This is a genomic window from Maricaulis sp., assembly GCF_030149425.1.
In the GTDB taxonomy this organism is placed as follows: Bacteria; Pseudomonadota; Alphaproteobacteria; order Caulobacterales; family Maricaulaceae; genus Maricaulis.
Window position 1 is genome coordinate 14,804 of sequence record NZ_JASBRQ010000036.1, and the last position, 16,588, is coordinate 31,391.

Below are 16,588 nucleotides of genomic sequence, written 5' to 3' on the forward strand. Positions count from 1 at the left end.
TGAGATTGCAGAACAAACCGTGTACACTCCCATCTGAAGATGGAGGGAAAAGTGGGATACGGGCACGGCATTGCATTCAAACTCGATCTGATCGACTTCGATGCCTATGGCAGGGCGCGGATCAATGATGATGAAGCTTCAGGCGAGCTGCATGCGCTCTTGCGTGATGCTGACGCCGTCGCCTGCCGCTCGGGATGCGGCCTCCCCCTCGCCTGCGATAGCGCGCTGATACGGCGGGAAGAGCTGGTCCAGACCGGGCCGTCCCTGCTGATTAACAACGCGGATTTCGCCTCCATCATCCGCAAGCGCAAGGCGGTAGATGCGCGCGAGGCTGTGATTGTGTTTGAACCCTACCGGGCCGTGGCAGCCGGCTAGCTCGCTTCGGCCTTTTCCTCATCGGTCGAGCGGCGCCAGGGACCGTTATAGCGCGGATCCTGACGGCGGCGGCGGTCAGGCCCGAAATAGGTCGAGGCTTTGACGAAGCGACGCGGACGTTCAATCAGGGCCGAGATCCGGTGGAAGAGATCAACCGGGCGGACCGGCTTGGCGAGGTATTCATTGACCCCGGCATTGATCGCTTCAAGGACTTTGGATTTGTCCGTGTGGCCGGTGACCATAATGATCGGCAGGTATTTGTTGGCGCTATCCGATGCGGTGCGAACCAGGCGGGTAAACTCCAGCCCGTTTAGATCGCCGAGCATGTAGTCGACCAGGGCAAAATCGGGATTGACGTCGCGCATGGTCTCGAACGCGTCGGCAGCATCACGCACTTCTACGATCGTCCGCACGCCGAACCCCTGCAAAATCGTACGCAGGATGGTCGACATGTGGGCGTTGTCCTCAACAATCAGGACACGAATGCGTTCAAAACTACCGGACATGAGCGCTCTTGCAGCCACGGGAATCGGGTCTGCCGCCATATTCGCCCACCGGTCTTAACCAAGTCTTGACCGCGCCGGCATGTGGCTGCGTCGGCATGCCGCGTGCCCTGGCAGGCCAATCCGGGCGTTTTGTGCTAGGGTGGCAGGCGTAGGGGGCACTCCGATGCGAAGCTGAAAGGGCTTGAGCATGAATATTGCCGAAAACGCCGTCCGCGGTCTCATTCTTCGTGCACGCGGCTATGACGGCAAGGAACAGATCGAAGATTTAGAACGCGACCCGGACACGGATGAAACCGATGCCGTGGAGAACCTGCAGACGGGCGCTCATGATGCCGGCCGGGACGAGATCGAGGCCTGGATTGACGGGCTGGATGAAGAAGCCCAGGCCGAGCTGGTCGCGCTCTACTGGATCGGGCGCGGCGATTATGACGGCCGCGATTTTCCCCGCGCCGTTGAGGACGCCCGCGGGCGCCGCTCGACACCCACAGCCAACTACCTGCTCGGTGCGCCGCTAATGGGGGATTATATCGAGTTGGGACTGGATGCGGTCATTGAGGCCGACGTTTACGACGACGCCTGAGGCCACACGCGAGCGCGCAGCGCCGCGATCAGTTATTGCTACGGCGCCAGACGACTTCGGACACCGGAGCGCCCCGGCCATGATCATTGCGGGATTCCAGCACCTGGACGATCCGCTTGCCAAGCACATCGGGTGCGACCGGCTTGACCAGATAGGCATCGGCGCCTTTTTGCACCGCCTCGGTCACCACATGCGCCTCGGCATGTCCGGTGAGGACGACGACGGCAATATCGCTGTTCGGGTGGTCGGCGCGTAACCGCAGATCTTCCAGGATCGACAACCCATCCTCGCCATTGAGCTCATAGTCCAGCAGCATGACATCGAAGGGCGCCGCATCCAGCGCGGTCCAGGCGGAGGCGACATCGGCCGCATCATGCACTTCACTGGCCCCCAAGCCGGTAACAATGCGGCGGACCAGGGACCGGATCGCGTTGACATCCTCAACAATGAGCACGCGCAGGTTTTGCAAACAGTTCTGAGACATCATTTCCGCCGAACAATCGCGAGGCCCTTTTAGTGCCATGACTAATTGAATATTACCTTAATGCAGCCCCGACGCGCTGAGGATTTCCGGCCGCGCCCGCCGCGCCGCCAGCACCGTCATCAGGCTCTGGCCCAGCGTATTGGCGTTGAGCGGCTTGGGTAGGATGGCACTCGCGCCCGCCTCGCGTGCGCCCTCGAACAGGAAGGGCAATTCGAGCGGGCCCAGCAGCAGGACCGGCAGGTCCGGATCGGGACTGGCCTGCGGATCACGGAAACTGCGGATCACGTCGAGCCCGCTGCAGGCGCCGAGATCATAATCGACCAGGACAATGTCCGGGCGGCAGGTGTGGGCCAGGACCAGCGCCTCGTCGGCCTCGCCGCATTGATAAATCCGCTGCACCCCGAGCCCCCGCAACAGGGTCGACAAGACCGAGCGTACGGCCTGGCTGTCATCGATGAGTAGAATGCCGGCATCGCTCAAGGCTGGGGTGGTCATGGAGGTCTCCTTGTCTCACCCCACAGGGTTAACCGCGACGCTTAATGCCGGGTATCCAGCCGCTCATGCATTATGAGCGGCGATCCGACCAAAGTGCCTGCCCCTTCCCGACACCACGCTGTCAGCACGCCCCTAGCCGTCACCCGCGCGCGTGCGTATATCCGGTCCATGGCCAAGCTGACCGTTGACGACACTCTCACTGCCCCGGAAGACTTCGCGCTGGAGCAGGTGACGCAGACCCCGACCGAATGGACGCCGCACCGCCCCGACCGGCCCGACAAGGCCGAGGGCGGGCTGACCTTCCAGTGCGTGTCCGAGTTCGAACCCATGGGCGATCAGCCGGCCGCGATCCAGGAAATCGTCGACGGGCTGACCACCGGCGAGCGCGACCAGGTCCTGCTCGGCGCCACCGGCACCGGTAAAACATTCACCATGGCCAAAGTCATCGAGGCCGTGCAAAGGCCCGCACTTATACTTGCACCAAACAAAACATTGGCAGCGCAATTATATGGCGAGTTCAAAAGTTTCTTTCCGAATAATGCCGTTGAGTATTTCGTCTCGTATTACGATTACTACATGCCCGAGGCCTATGTGCCGCGGACGGATACCTATATCGAGAAGGAAAGCTCCATCAACGAGGCCATCGACCGGATGCGCCATGCTGCGACGCGCTCCATTCTCGAGCGCGATGATGTGATCATCGTCGCCTCGGTCTCGTGCATTTACGGCATCGGCTCGGTCGAGACCTATACGGCGATGACCTTTGACTTGAAGCCCGGCGATCTGATCGACCCGCGCGCCGTCATGCGCCAGCTCGTCGACCTGCAATACACAAGAAACGACCAGGCCTTCATCCGCGGCACATTCCGCCTGCGCGGCGATAATCTCGAGGTTTTCCCGGCCCACTATGACGACCGCGCCTGGCGCATCAATTTCTTCGGCGACGAGATCGAGACCATTGCCGAGTTCGACCCGCTCACCGGCAAGACCCATAACGAGCTGAAATCGGTCCGCTTCTACGCCAATTCCCACTATGTCACCCCGCGCCCGACCCTCAATCAGGCCATCATCCAGATCAAGGCGGAGCTGAAAGAACGCCTCGCCTGGATGGAAAAAGAGGGCAAGCTCTTGGAGGCTCAGCGCCTGCAACAGCGCACCGAGTTCGACATTGAAATGCTCGAGGCGACCGGCTCCTGCGCCGGCATCGAGAACTATTCGCGCTATCTCACCGGCCGCAAGCCGGGCGAGCCGCCGCCCACAATGTTTGAATACCTGCCGGAAAACGCCCTCATCTTCGCCGATGAGAGCCATGTCTCCATCCCGCAGCTCGGGGCGATGTATCGCGGCGACTATAACCGCAAGAAAACCCTCGCCGATCACGGCTTCCGCCTGCCCTCCTGCCTCGATAACCGCCCGCTCAAATTCGAGGAATGGGAGGCGATGCGGCCGCAAACCGTGGAGGTCTCCGCCACGCCGGGCCCCTGGGAATTAAACCAGACCGGCGGCGTCTTCGTGGAACAGGTGATCCGCCCGACCGGCCTGATCGACCCGCCGGTCGAGGTTCGCCCGGTGGCCAAGGATGGCGCCTCCCAGGTTGATGACGTCATCGACGAGGTGCGCAAGACGACCGAGAAGGGCTATCGCACCCTGATCACCACGCTGACCAAGCGCTTGGCCGAGGATCTGACCGAATACATGCATGAGCAGGGCCTCAAGGTCCGCTACATGCACTCCGATGTCGACACGGTGGAGCGTATCGAACTGATCCGCGACCTCCGCCTCGGCAGCTACGACGTGCTGATCGGCATCAACCTTTTGCGCGAGGGCCTCGACATCCCCGAATGCGGCCTCGTCGCCATTCTCGACGCCGACAAGGAGGGCTTCCTGCGCTCAGAAACCAGCCTGGTCCAGACCATCGGCCGCGCCGCGCGCAACGCCGACGCCAAAGTCATCCTCTACGCCGACCGCATCACCGGCTCCATGCAGCGCGCCATGGACGAAACCAGCCGCCGCCGCACCAAGCAGATCGCCTATAACGAGGAACACGGCATCACCCCGAAAACCATCACCCGCGGGATCAGCGATATCCTGGAAGAGGTGATGGAAAGCCAGGCCAAGGGCCGCAATGTCGCCGCCAAGGGCCGCGGCAAACGCGCGACCGGCAAACCGTCCGGGGTTTCCGATACGGGTCAGACGCCGCTGGTCGGGGAGAACCTAGCAGCCGTGGTGGCGGATCTGGAGAAACAGATGCGCGAGGCGGCGGCGGATCTGGAATTCGAGGAAGCGGCGCGGCTGCGAGATGAGATACAGAAGCTGACGGCGGGGTAGTTGGCCTCATCCGCCGACTCGCCAACCGTAGTTGGCGAGCGAAGGTTGGAGCTTTCGGGAAGGCTCCTCCGGGCTATAGAACAATTTCCATTGGCCCAAAGCGCGCTGCAGCTCAATTCTTAAGGCAGCAGTCCACGAGCTCGGCGAAATCGATTTGCTCTAACTCAAGTCGCCTCTCCAAGTCGTCGAGCTCTTGAATAGAAGGCAATTCTTCAGCCGCTACAATGCTCACCGCAAAGCTCGCGCTGTATCGCGACCCAATTTTCGTCAGCTCGTCACCCAATTGCTTTAGAATGCTATCGCGCAGAATGAGTTGATTTCTCCGAAACCTGATCAACCTATGCCCAACGAAAAAATCTGATTGTTTGACCGAGTCAGTTTTTCGCCCGTTCCATCCGGTAGCGACCGTAGCCCGATATAGCGCCTTATCTTGCATTTCATTCCAAGCGCTGAAGTTAAAATAATTGACAGGGTTCGGGTTCTCATGTGTCGGCTGCGGCAGAAATTCAGACTCTTTGAATAGGTGTGCATCCAACGTGGAAAGAACACTGTTCTGACGCGACAAAGCTTTTTTAAGAACAGTTGGCAGCCCAAAGAGCATAATCGCGCTTTCGTCCAAGAATCGCAGCTCCCGAGGAAACTCCTGCTCTCCTTCGCTGTTAGACCAACTTGTCCTGGGCGGAACCCACTGCACTAAACTGCCCAAAAGACGAAAAACTCCAAGAGGCCGTATCGGCGTAAGACTTATGCCCTCGTTCTGGCAATCATCCCGCCAGAAATAATACGCACGACCATAGCGAATGAGCGTTTGCGCTACATCCTCCACGACCCTTTTGATTCTTCCATTAGTAGACCGCGAAGGGCGCTGCCCACTCATGCCGAATAGAAGTCGGTCTAGGGTTGATTGATCATTACAATCAGCAACGAAGAGGTCCTCTCGATCTCGGTTTTCGAAACTAAATAGGCGGGCAAAGTCCTCGTCGAACATTCGCCGATTATGGCACGAGGTATCCCTTTGCCCCTCAAGGAACCATCGGTCTAGAATACCACTTCCTAGGCGATCGTATCGGTGGCGGACGATCGGGTCAGCTCTGTGAATTTTCATCACGCTCCCGATTCAGATGCCCCGCAACATCTCTGATTTGGTGCCCTACATCACCTTCGAAATCTGGTATTTGGGGGAGAATATGGACTGCGAAGAAGAAGTGAGAAGCGTCAGCCGAGGAGGCTAGATACTCTCGCACCAACGCATCGGGGTGGGATGGGCCGGAGGAGTAACCCTTTTCGCTCGAATAGCCATCAGCATGCGCTCTGCTCTCGAAGTCGGACCTCCAGTGGGTCCTAATGAAACTTCGCGGAGACGCGCTGAAGAGAAGCCATGGTAGGTTTGCGAGCTTTACCATACGCTTTAGGTAATCATCCTTCTCGGGCAGTTTATCTACCCACTCCTGAAACTTGGCGAGCGCTCCTTCCGCCAAATCATCGTCGCCAAAGTACCTCCCATAAAGGATCGAAAGACCCAATACAGACGCTAAGTCGTTAATTACCGTCGAGACCAATTGGAGACGAAACTCATCATTGATCTCAAGTGAAGGGTCAGCGAATTTTGCGTCTGATGCCATGACAGACAGAGACATAAACATGGGAAATATTTTACCAAATCGCTCTGAATCGCTCTGCTTCAGAGCCTCAACACAAGCCTCAGCCAGTTCAAAATAGACTTGACCAAAATGATCTGGAAGTTCGTCGTCATGCTTGGCCGCAAAAATGTGCCCGACCATAGATCCACAGCTTAGTGATTCTATCGCAGCGTCACGAGTCGCGCCTATCTGCGTGGCCATTTCATCTAGATCGAGTTCGGGAAACGCGAGTTGAACATCGGCGTAGTGTGCGAAACTCGCGTACCTTTCAAATAGCATCGAGATATCGGCGAACCAACGTGGAATTTTCCAATGACTATGCAAGCTTGCGAGAAGGACCTGGGTCGCAGCCCTAGACAGTTTTAAATCGGAGAGTTTCTCCACGAACTCCGGCACTGTCGTTTTGTAGAATTCGAGCACCATTGGAACGACTTCTACATACTGACGGAGCAAAGCCTGGACTGTAAGCTGCCGAAGGTATTTGGGTTTCGAGAGGCGCCTCCCCTCTATTTCGCGCTCGAATTCAACTCTTCGCACAATGAACTCGATCTCCACCCGAAGGTAACTCGGCAATCTCTCCAATGCGCGCTCAGACCAATCGTCCGCCGCGAAAAACCGATTCAGCTCATCTTCGAAAATTAGAATTTGGCGCAGCGTCTCCAAACAAAGATTGCTACCCAGTGCCGCCCACGTATCGGCGAGGGCAACTTTTTTGGTATCTGTATCTTCATTTTCGGACTGAGCAGAATGAGCAAAGTCCTTTTCGATAAGTTGCCGAATTGACTCCAATTCGCCCATCCCCAAGCCAAACTGAAATTGTTCAGCGTAAGCCGAAATGCGGGTCGATAGTTGGTGTAACAACGAAAGGGCTAGGTCGTATTCGTTTAGATCAAGAGCCCGTTCGAGATGGCCCTTGAGCTTACCTTGGAGTTCCATCTCGAACCAATCATAATCCGGCTCCTCAGAAACCAAGGGCTGCTGACTACTTGTTCTTAGGGCCATGGAGGTCGTTGAATCCCCGACAAGAAACCACTCTCGGTGTTTCAATCGCCTGGGAAACCAGTAGCTGTCTTTATGAATCCGGCGCTTATGCCCCAGATAGTGCACCAATAATGAGGTGTAGTTGGAAGCGAGAACTGGGATGTTCTCCTCAAGGTGCTCGTTATCAGCAACCAATCGGTCGTTGATGTAGCCTAACTGCTCCAACGCCTGCATCGCCATTCTTGAATGGTGGTTGGCGATAGATCGTGATGCTCTTCGACACCCCGCCCCCTTAATGTGGCGCACTATCGTAGGAATAACCTCCAACCGAGCGATCAAAACCAGATCGAAAAAGTTGAATAGCCGCTGGCCTAGTGGAAATAACGCCAGAGCGCCCAAAACTGTAAGGAATGAACCAGTCAGGAACACATAGGGTCCTGGCTCGAATCCAAATAACGGCATCGCCGTTGCCAACAGACAGAACATGGCCGCGAAGACTAGAATTCTAGAGTAGAAACTGCCAACTTGTTCTTCGGTTAGCATCCGAATGATATCACGACGAAATCTGCTGTAGCCGGCGCTTAAAATGATGCCGATCGAGGCAAAATAGATCGAAAAAATTGCCGTAAGCAGCTGGGCATAAAGTCGAAGCTGCTCCAAATTAAGAAGCTCATCGGCTTCGCTTACCCAGAGCCTACTTCCAAAGACCTTATCTTCAAGCACTAAAAGTCCAGCAAGAAACAGAGCTACCCAGAATAGGGTCTGTACACCGATCCACGCAAAAGCTCCGAAAATTCGCACATTTGAACGCATTTTCGTCGCATAGATGTCAGCCTGATAGCCCGTTCGGTCGAGAGCAAACCAGATTTTTTCCAGTTGTGTTCGAAGCAGCCAAAACCAGCGTTGGGTGCCCGCCCATATTTTCAACCTGTCAATCACAGAGTGGATTTTCTTGTTCGCATGACCTCAACATGTAATTGCATTTTCCACCACTTTCTAGATCTTCGCAAAGTTGGCCAACTTTGCGGCGTCGCGAATAGTCTGGAGTTGCTTGACGTTGGTTGCCGATAAAGGGCAACGCGTGCACCCCCACCCCAAAAACTTATCCCCCGATAAACGGGGACACGTACCGTTTTCTGGATTCCATAGTGCCATAGCCCTAAACGCCACAAACGAACGCTGCTCCATCCCCATGTCCCTCCCCGACCTCACCGCACTCCCCAGCGCCGATCTCCTCCGTCTACACGCCCGCATCTCGCACGCGCTCAATGATCGGGGCATCCTCCGTTCGGCCAATAACCCTACCGGCGACCTGGCGGAATATATTTTCTGCAAAGCGTTTGGCTGGACGCAGGAAGCGAATTCGCAACATGGCTATGATGCGCGCGATGGGTCTGGTTTGCGATATCAGATCAAGGGGCTCAGGCTGCACCGGGCTCGCAAAACCCGGCAGCTCTCAGCGATACGCAAGCTGGATGAGAAACCCTTCGACGTGCTGGCTGGCGTGGTTTTCGGCGATGAATATGAGGTGGTGCGCGCCGCGTTGATCCCGCACGAACTGGTAGAACCGAACGCCCGCTATTCAACACATACCAATGCCCACCTGTTTCACCTGCGCGATAGCGTATGGGAATTGCCCGGGGTCGAGGATGTGACGGCGCGCCTCCAAGCCGTCGAACTTTAGCCCCCCACCCAAAAACTTATCCCCACCCCCGCATCCGCCCGCATACTTGCCCCATGCCCGGACGCAAACGATCCCCTGAAGAACGTGCCGAGATCGAAGCCATCGCCCGGCAGATGCGCATTGATGGCGTCGATATGGTGACGATTTCCAAAGCGGTCGATGTGTCGATTGCGACGCTGTATCTGTGGGCCAAGCAGTCCGGCTGGCGTGAGCAGGACTTGCCGCGGCCGGCGCTAGTCTTGCCGGAGGTGAGGCCGAGCAATGAGGCGCTGCCGCTGGCGCCGGAGGAGCCGGTCCTGGTGGCCGAGGCGGCGAACCAGGCGCTGGGTCTGGCGGCGCGGTTTGCCGCTGCGGGTGATCTGGTGCAGGCGGAGAAGGCGGCGCGGCTGTCGGAGCGTTTCCTGCGCCTGAAGGAGGCGGAAATCCGGCCCGGCGCAGACGACGCGGAGGCTGAGGACGAGGTCGAGACCTATGCCGATATCCGCGACAATCCCGGCTATCAGCTCGGACGCCTTCTAGGAACGATGATGGACAATCTTTATCGCGGCAATCTCGGCGGCCTGCCGGCCTGGGCCCTGGCGGCGCTGCACACCGGCGACCGCTTCGGCCATATGATCGGCCTGTTTCTCGGCGATTGCGACGAGCATGATCGCGAACGCGACCGGATTGAGGCGGAGGGCCGTGGCCGGGACCCGTCCATCGTCTCGGCCCGCCAGCTCGAACTGGTGCGCAAAGCGCATGAAAGCATCGAGCGGGAAGAGGCCTATAATAAGCGCCTCGGGATAGGCCGCTACCGGCGCACGGACTAGCGGGCTTGGGTGCCGAAGGTGGGTGCCGAAGATGGGTGCCGGCGATGGATGCTGTAGACGCCGGTATTGCTTTGCGGCTTCGCCGCGCACCCCATCCGACCCAGTGCTTCGCACTGGCCCACCTTCCCCATCAAGGGGAAGGAGGAGAGCACACTTGCCCTCCTCGCCCTTGATGGGCGAGGTGGATCGGCGCGAAGCGGCGAGACGGAGTGGGTGCGCGCCGAAGGCGCAGGCGAAAACCCGCCCCCTCGCCCGGTTAAACCGCCGCCCCGCCCCCCGAGATCCCCGGCGCCACAGTCTCCCTTCGCGGGCGGGCGCGCAGGCGTTAGGGTGGGGCCCATGTTGACGCGCAAACAGGTTCTGGATTTCTGTCATGCTGCCCTGCTCGGTCTGAGCGGGCTGGCGGTGATCTGGTTTGGGGGCTGGACTTATCTGGGCGCTCAAAGCGGTGCGTCGGCGCTTGAACTGGGTCTGCTGGTCGCGGCCGCCGGGTTGAGCCTGGTCTATGTCGTCCTGTTACTGCGCCGGCGTGGGGCCAGCCTGTGGCCGGCCCTGCTGATGCTGGGCGTCACCGGTCTGGCCCTGCTGAGCGATACGCCCGCACCGGCGTTTACCGAAGGCAAGGTGTGGATGAGTTTCGGGGGCTGGCAATTGATCCTGGTCACCACCGCCACCCTGACCCTGTTGGGACATCTCAAGCTGGGCGAGGGTCTGGGCGAACGGGTGCTGGCGCGCATGCTGCGGCCGATCAGCCGGCTGTTTCATCTCGCCGAGGACGTTACGCCCGACTAGGCCCTATTCGCCGCCATCGCCGGCGTCAGCCGTGTCCGCCCCGTTATCTACCCCGTCATCCGCCTTGGCCGGCGCCGAAACCGCCGCTGCCGGCGCGGCGACGCTGCGGCGCTGAAAGCTGCGCGCCATTTCGCGGGCCAGCTCGATGTTTTTCTGCCGGGCGCGGCTGCCGATGAGGAAATAGTCGACAATGACCCAGATGCCGAAACCGCCAAAAGTGATCAGCTTGAGCACGCCGGCGATGATGTCGCCGACGAGGAAACGGTCAATGCCCAAAAAGCCGAGCCAGATGTTGAAGCCATAGAGCACGACCGGGTTTTTCTCCGAGGCTTGGAAGGCGGTCAGGAAGGCGCCGCGATTATCCTCGGGCAAGGCGCTGATAATATTGGCCAGTTCGAGCGTATAGGATTTCAGATTCATGGCTTGTCCCCTTTTGCGAGCGCCAGTTAAGCGCGATTGAGCGGGGGCGGCTAGCGGGAAGATCGTGGTGGCGCTCCCCTGTTTGTGGCGGCTTCGCCGCGCACCCCATCCGTCCCGCTGCTGCGCAGCGTGCCACCTTCCCCATCAAGGGGAAGGAGGGGCGACAACCACCCTCCTCGCCCTCGATGGGCGAGGTGGATCGGCGCGAAGCGGCGAGACGGAGTGGGTGCGCGGCGAAGCCGCCTCAAGACCCCCATGACATTTCCGTAAGCCCGCCACTTCACGCTCTGTTGGCGTGCCTATCCATGCTAGGGCTTGGCCCGGGAAGGGGTCGTGTTTTGATCCAAATGCCGGGAATGACCTCATGAAAGCCGTATCTGTCCTGTTTGCCGCTGCCAGCCTGCTCACCGCGCCGGCGGCGCTGGCGCAAAATGCTCACCCGCTGCTTGATGCCGCCCTGGCCCGCGGCCTCGACGAAACCGAGGCCAGTGCCTGGCGCTATACCGTGACCGCGACAACGCAGGACGGCGTGATGGTCGGCCGGTTCGACGGTGCCCAGCCGATCGGCCAGGAATGGACGCTGGTCTCGCCGGCCGAGGCGGACCTGTCGGACTTCCAGTCGGAGATCTGGACCGGTTTTTCCCGCCGTGGCGAGAATGCCGATGAAGCAGCCGAGGGCTATGGCTCGGGCCTGTTCTTCTCCGTCGATGACAGCGATATCGTGCCCGGCTCCTTCAGCCTCGCCGAGGAAGCCGCTGACCTGCTGGTGTTCAGCTTCGAGCCGCAATTGGAAGGCAATGAAGAGATCGACATGGCCGAGCACCTTAGCGGGGCGCTGACCGTGTCGCGCGACCCAGCGGTGGTGACGCAGCTGCGGATGTGGGCCCCGGAGAGTTTCAAGCCGCATTTCGCCGTACGCCTCAACACGCTCGATATCGTGCAGGAATTCACCCAGCTCGACGGCATGCCCGCCCCGGTGCTGACGCGGCTGAGCCAGACCATTCGCGGCAGCGCCGCCTTCCAGGAGTTCGACCAGAGTTTCGAACTGGTGTTTTCCGAGATCGAGTATTCCGGTCCGGTGGAGTGACGCGGATTTGTTTGGCCGCACAAATCCTGCGTGTTAAATTTGCCCCTGTGACCGCAGGAGGTGCTCGATGAGCCCGACATATTCCATGGACGGGTTCGAGCTGAGCCAGCGCGACGGGATTATCGAGATCCGGACCTGGGGGGATCGGCCGGCCGGGGAGTTGGACCAGACCACGCGCCTGTTCGACACCCTCGCCGCCCCGCCGCCCGGCGCCATACCGGTCACGGGCGTACTCTATGATGCGCGCGAAAGCTTTTACGACCTGTCCGAAGTCGCGATGCAGCAGCGCGTGCGCACGGTGGCCCGGCAATTGGGCCCGTTCCGCGTTGCCTGCATCATCCGTCCGGACCAGGAGGCGCTGTTCCAGCAATTCCGCAAGGCCCATGCCGGCCATGGCCATGCGGCGTCGGCTTTCGCCTCGGTCGAGGATGGGCGGGACTGGCTGCGCTCGGGCGCCGCGGTGGTGCAGGCTTTGCCGTGAGCGCGAGAGCGTTGGAGACCGGGTAAGCGGGCGCGATCCTGCATTCCCTCAAACTCCATCCGGTTTTTTCTTCGCACCGGGCGTTTTTGCCCTAATCTGCCGTCAGCAGATCAGGGGGATGATGCATGCTGAGCGTTATTCTGGCCGCGACGCTTTTGAGCCAGGCCTCACCGCTAGAGAACTGGGTTACCGAGAACGGCTTTACAGGCCATGTCATCATCGCCGAGGGCGAGACGATCCTCAGCGAAGCTGTGGCCGGGCCGGCCGCGCCCGGGCGCGCGATGACAAGCTCGGAAACCTGGCGCTGGGCTTCGGTCAGCAAGCAGATCGTCGCGGTCGCAGTGATGCAGGACGTGGAAGCCGGACGGCTGCAGCTTGACGCCAGCCTGGATAGCCTCGTGCCGGACTTTCCGGCCCGCCACGCCGACCGCATCACCCTGCGCGATCTGATGCGCCACACGAGCGGCCTGCCACAGCCCGATTATGCCATTGCCCCGACCCTGGATGATCTCAGCCCGATGAGCCTGAGCAGCGCCTGCGATGGTGCGGGCGAGAGGCCGGGCGAGCGCTTCAGCTACAATAATTGCGACACTATCCTGCTCGGCGTAGTGCTTGAACGGCTCCACGGGGAAAGCTGGGTTGAGACGCTGCGACGGCGGATATTCGAGCCGGCGGGGATGAATGAAACGATCGCCCTTACCCCGTCCGGAGAGGCCGAGACGGTCAGCGGCTATGCGGGGGCCGGCAGGCCCGATCCTTCTGACGCGCCGGCACCGGGTTATTACGGTCCCAGCGGCGCTCTGGCCGGGCCGGCGCGCGATCTCGTCGCCTTCAATGCCGCCCTGATGGAGGGACGACTGCTCGGCGATAGCGCCCGCAGCGCGCTCTGGCGCGGCGAAGCGCGGCTGGGCTATGTCGCCCTGGGCGCCTGGAGCTATGCCACGCCGCTGGCCGGTTGCGAGGGTGCGGTGGAGCTGATCGAGCGCCGCGGCGGGATTGGCTATCACCAGGCGCGCACCCTGATGGCTCCCGCGACCGGACGGTCGCTGATCATCCTGACCAATCGCGGCGATTATGATTTCGGCGAACTCTGGATGGGGTCGGGCTGGGGCTATGAGCTGGCCAGCCTGGCCTTCTGTTCCGACAGCTAGCGCCCTGGCACCAAGCACCCGGCGCCTTAGGGGGACCGGCTGCAACCAGCTTCCCTCCTGACGCCGGGCTGGGCCTGCATTAGTGCTCCGGGCGACAACACTATTCGGGGACGTCATGAAGCATTTGATCACCGCCGCTGCCCTCGTGCTCGGCACAGCCGGTGCGGGCCTGGCCCAGGACGGGTTTGAGCGGGCCGCTGATAATCCGCTGACGCTGGACTTCTCCGGCGTGCAATCTGATCTGGCTGGCGGGCCAAACCAGGTCCTGGTCCTGGGCACCCCGCACATCAATGGCGTGCCTTCTGACGTCCTGCCGCTATCGGATCTCTCCCTGCTGCTGGACCGGCTGGAGGCTTTCGCCCCGGATATCATCGCTATCGAAGCGGCCGACGGTATGACTTGCCACCTTCTGAGCGAATATCCGGACCAGTTCGAAGGCGTGTATCAGCGCTATTGTCCGGACCCGTCGCCGGCCCTGGACAGTCTCGGGCTGGACCGGCTCGGCGCGGTGGCCGCCCTGAATGAGCGCCTCGCCAGCTGGCCGCAAACGCCCACACCCGCCGATCACCGCCATCTCGCCGCCCTGCTCTACGCCACCGGGGATACCAATTCCGCTGCCCTGCACTGGCTCGAGCTCGACGCAGAGGAGCGGGTGGCCGCCGATGGTGTCAGCGACGCCCTCGCCTCGGTCCTGGATGAACGCATTACCTATCGCAATGAACTGGTCTCGCTCGGCGCCGTGCTCGGTGCCCGGCTCGATCATGTACGGCTCCATGCCATGGATGACCGGATCGCCAACCGCGTCTATGCCCGCTCCCGGCCCGGCGGCGGTGCGGTGATGCAGTCGATCTGGGCGGAGAATATTGATGGCTTTGATGAAGCTACGGCCGAAGCGGAGGCCCTGCTCGGCAGCCCGGAAGGCGTTCTCGCCTATTACCGAGCGGTCAATGCATCGGACTATCACCGCCGCCTGGTGGCCAATGATTTCGGTCCGGCAGCGACCACGACGGAGAATGACAATATCTCCCGCCATTATCTCGCCTGGTGGCAGTCTCGCGGACTGCGCATGGCCGCCAATATCGTCGATGCTGCATCGGTCACGCCGGGCGCGCGCATCCTGGTCATCGTCGGGTATTCACACAAAGCCTATGTCGAGGCCTATCTCGACCCGATGCACGACTTCCAGATCATCCCGCTCGACAGCGTACTGGCGGACTAGCCCGGGAAGCTCTGCACGCCCATTTCGACGGCTTCGCCATCAATCATGGCAACGCACATCTGGCTTTCCATGCCCTGGATGAAACAGTCCATGGGATAATCGCCGGCGCGCCAGGCGTCGTAGACGGCTTGGTCCGCTGTGCCGGGGTAGAAGGGGAATTCGGCCTGCTGGTCGAAAGGCGGCAGCGCCGCAGTGCTGGTCCAGCGCGGATCATGATCGGCCCACTCGGCAAAAGCCGCGAACAGGGCGTCATCGCTTTCCGCCCAGGCCAGGACAGCGACATGCTCGACCGGGGCACTGAAAGTGTAGAGCGGCTCACCGTCACCGCCGAGAATATCGCGCCGCGCCATGCGCTGCCCATCCGCGCAGGAGATCGCCGCATCGATGGTGGCGCTGGCGCCCTCGCCATAGTCCCATTGGCGCTGCGCCGTCAGGCTGCACACATCCATGGTGACATCGGTGACCTCGACACTGTCCGAAGAGGTGCCGGCCACCACGCTATCGGCCGCATCAGGCGTGTAGGTCTCGGTGATCTCGACACCGCACCCGGCCAGGGCCAGGACAATAACCAGTGCAAACTTGCGCATCTCTTCCCCCATTTGCCCCGCCAGCCTAGCGCTCCCGGACCGCATCGCAAGCTTTGAAACAAACTCGTCTCAATTTGCGCAGGCGCGCTTAGTTTGCCGGAAATTCGCGTCTGGTTTTATCACACCCAGGCCGCAGTGAGAGGCGCGGTCAGACAAGAGGTGAAGCATGACGCAATTGCCGGATCGAGATCCTGATACGACGCCCTTGGCCCAGGTCGTCGTTTTCGCCTCGCAGAAGGGCGGATCCGGCAAAACTACCGTGTCGGCGCACTTGGCAGTTGAAGCCGAGCGCGCCGGCGCCGGCCCTGTCGCCCTGATCGATACCGACCCCCAGGGCTCCATGGCGAAATGGTGGAATGCCCGGGCCGCCGACACCCCCGCTTTCGCCCATATCTCCGTCCCCGATCTGGCGCGGGATATCGAAGCGCTGTCCGCTGCCGGCTACAAGCTCATCGTCATCGACACCCCGCCTGCCATCACATCGGCAATCTCGGAAATCGTCTCCCATGCGGATCTGGTGGTGCTGCCAACCCGGCCGAGCCCGCACGACCTGCGCGCCGTCGGGCCGACCGTCGACATCGTTCAACACCAGAACAAGCCGCTGGTTTTCGTTGTGAACTCCGCCACGGCGCGCGCCAGGATCACCGGCGAAACCGCGATTGCCCTGTCACAGCACGGGACCGTCGCCCCGGTCACCCTGCATCACCGCGTCGATTTCGCGGCCTCCATGATTGATGGCCGCACGGTCGGCGAGGCCAATCCGGGCGGCCGGTCAGCAGCCGAGATCAGCCAGCTCTGGGCCTATTTCGACGAACGCCTGTCCCGGCTGCGCGGCGACACGGCGCGCCTGATCGACCATCCGCTGACCACTTTCGATGACGATATTCTCACGCCAGTGCCGAAAGCGCTGGCCCAACTCAAACAAAGCGGGGAGCGCGCCGCCGCTGCCGCCGTCGAGCACGCCCTGAA

17 protein-coding genes and 1 pseudogene are annotated in these 16,588 nt (G+C 60.7%); 11 read left to right on the plus strand and 7 right to left on the minus strand.

The window, feature by feature from the left end:
* Positions 1-51 precede the first annotated feature (51 nt).
* Entirely contained in the window at positions 52-375 is a 324-nt protein-coding gene (locus Q1V57_RS05395) for a hypothetical protein (RefSeq protein ID WP_300528355.1), read from the plus strand.
* On the opposite strand, the gene Q1V57_RS05400 is transcribed toward Q1V57_RS05395, so the two are convergent.
* On the minus strand, positions 372-881 hold the full coding sequence (locus Q1V57_RS05400; RefSeq protein WP_300528356.1) for a response regulator: 510 nt from the start codon (positions 879-881) through the stop codon (positions 372-374). The genes Q1V57_RS05395 and Q1V57_RS05400 overlap by 4 nt on opposite strands.
* 187 nt (positions 882-1,068) lie before the next feature.
* On the opposite strand from Q1V57_RS05400, the gene Q1V57_RS05405 reads away from it, so the two are divergent.
* Entirely contained in the window at positions 1,069-1,461 is a 393-nt protein-coding gene (locus Q1V57_RS05405; protein ID WP_300528358.1) for a DUF3775 domain-containing protein, read from the plus strand.
* A gap of 28 nt (positions 1,462-1,489) precedes the next feature.
* Here the strand turns inward: Q1V57_RS05405 and Q1V57_RS05410 are convergent, their stop codons facing one another.
* Entirely contained in the window at positions 1,490-1,945 is a 456-nt protein-coding gene (locus tag Q1V57_RS05410; protein ID WP_300528361.1) for a response regulator, read from the minus strand.
* A 57-nt stretch (positions 1,946-2,002) separates the two neighbouring features.
* Positions 2,003-2,440, minus strand: a complete 438-nt coding sequence (locus Q1V57_RS05415) for a response regulator transcription factor (RefSeq protein WP_300528362.1) — start codon at positions 2,438-2,440, stop codon at positions 2,003-2,005.
* Between the two features lie 168 nt (positions 2,441-2,608).
* On the opposite strand from Q1V57_RS05415, the gene uvrB reads away from it, so the two are divergent.
* Entirely contained in the window at positions 2,609-4,768 is a 2,160-nt protein-coding gene (gene uvrB / locus Q1V57_RS05420; RefSeq protein WP_300528364.1) for an excinuclease ABC subunit UvrB, read from the plus strand.
* Positions 4,769-4,880: 112 nt separating this feature from the next.
* On the opposite strand, the gene Q1V57_RS05425 is transcribed toward uvrB, so the two are convergent.
* A complete protein-coding gene (locus Q1V57_RS05425) occupies positions 4,881-5,387 on the minus strand; it encodes a hypothetical protein (protein WP_300528367.1) in 507 nt (168 codons plus the stop codon).
* Between the two features lie 466 nt (positions 5,388-5,853).
* The gene (locus Q1V57_RS05430; RefSeq protein WP_300528369.1) at positions 5,854-8,328 is read right to left on the minus strand and encodes a hypothetical protein; all 2,475 of its coding nucleotides are present in this window, start codon (positions 8,326-8,328) and stop codon (positions 5,854-5,856) included.
* A 112-nt stretch (positions 8,329-8,440) separates the two neighbouring features.
* Between Q1V57_RS05430 and Q1V57_RS05435 the strand changes: the two genes are divergently transcribed.
* From Q1V57_RS05435 to Q1V57_RS05445, 3 genes are all read left to right on the plus strand, one after another.
* Positions 8,441-9,073, plus strand: coding sequence for a hypothetical protein (locus Q1V57_RS05435; protein WP_300528371.1), 633 nt, complete (start codon positions 8,441-8,443; stop codon positions 9,071-9,073).
* Positions 9,074-9,126: 53 nt separating this feature from the next.
* Positions 9,127-9,882 carry a hypothetical protein gene (locus Q1V57_RS05440; protein ID WP_300528373.1) on the plus strand — a complete coding sequence of 252 codons (756 nt, stop codon included), beginning with the start codon at positions 9,127-9,129 and terminating at the stop codon, positions 9,880-9,882.
* A gap of 339 nt (positions 9,883-10,221) precedes the next feature.
* Entirely contained in the window at positions 10,222-10,674 is a 453-nt protein-coding gene (locus Q1V57_RS05445; RefSeq protein WP_300528375.1) for a hypothetical protein, read from the plus strand.
* A gap of 3 nt (positions 10,675-10,677) precedes the next feature.
* On the opposite strand, the gene Q1V57_RS05450 is transcribed toward Q1V57_RS05445, so the two are convergent.
* The gene (locus Q1V57_RS05450; protein WP_300528378.1) at positions 10,678-11,094 is read right to left on the minus strand and encodes a TM2 domain-containing protein; all 417 of its coding nucleotides are present in this window, start codon (positions 11,092-11,094) and stop codon (positions 10,678-10,680) included.
* A 364-nt stretch (positions 11,095-11,458) separates the two neighbouring features.
* Between Q1V57_RS05450 and Q1V57_RS05455 the strand changes: the two genes are divergently transcribed.
* From Q1V57_RS05455 to Q1V57_RS05470, 4 genes are all read left to right on the plus strand, one after another.
* Positions 11,459-12,181 (plus strand): hypothetical protein, encoded by a 723-nt coding sequence (locus Q1V57_RS05455; protein WP_300528380.1) that lies wholly within the window; start codon positions 11,459-11,461, stop codon positions 12,179-12,181.
* 67 nt (positions 12,182-12,248) lie between these two features.
* Positions 12,249-12,662 (plus strand): hypothetical protein, encoded by a 414-nt coding sequence (locus tag Q1V57_RS05460; protein WP_300528383.1) that lies wholly within the window; start codon positions 12,249-12,251, stop codon positions 12,660-12,662.
* A 125-nt stretch (positions 12,663-12,787) separates the two neighbouring features.
* A complete protein-coding gene (locus Q1V57_RS05465; protein WP_300528385.1) occupies positions 12,788-13,813 on the plus strand; it encodes a serine hydrolase domain-containing protein in 1,026 nt (341 codons plus the stop codon).
* A 115-nt stretch (positions 13,814-13,928) separates the two neighbouring features.
* Positions 13,929-15,032 carry a DUF5694 domain-containing protein gene (locus Q1V57_RS05470; RefSeq protein WP_300528388.1) on the plus strand — a complete coding sequence of 368 codons (1,104 nt, stop codon included), beginning with the start codon at positions 13,929-13,931 and terminating at the stop codon, positions 15,030-15,032.
* On the opposite strand, the gene Q1V57_RS05475 is transcribed toward Q1V57_RS05470, so the two are convergent.
* Complete coding sequence (locus tag Q1V57_RS05475; RefSeq protein ID WP_300528390.1) at positions 15,029-15,619, minus strand: hypothetical protein; 591 nt, start codon at positions 15,617-15,619, stop codon at positions 15,029-15,031. The genes Q1V57_RS05470 and Q1V57_RS05475 overlap by 4 nt on opposite strands.
* A 166-nt stretch (positions 15,620-15,785) precedes the next feature.
* Between Q1V57_RS05475 and Q1V57_RS05480 the strand changes: the two are divergent.
* Positions 15,786-16,445 (plus strand): annotated as a pseudogene (locus Q1V57_RS05480) (ParA family protein); the annotation flags it as partial.
* Between the last annotated feature and the right edge of the window lie 143 nt (positions 16,446-16,588).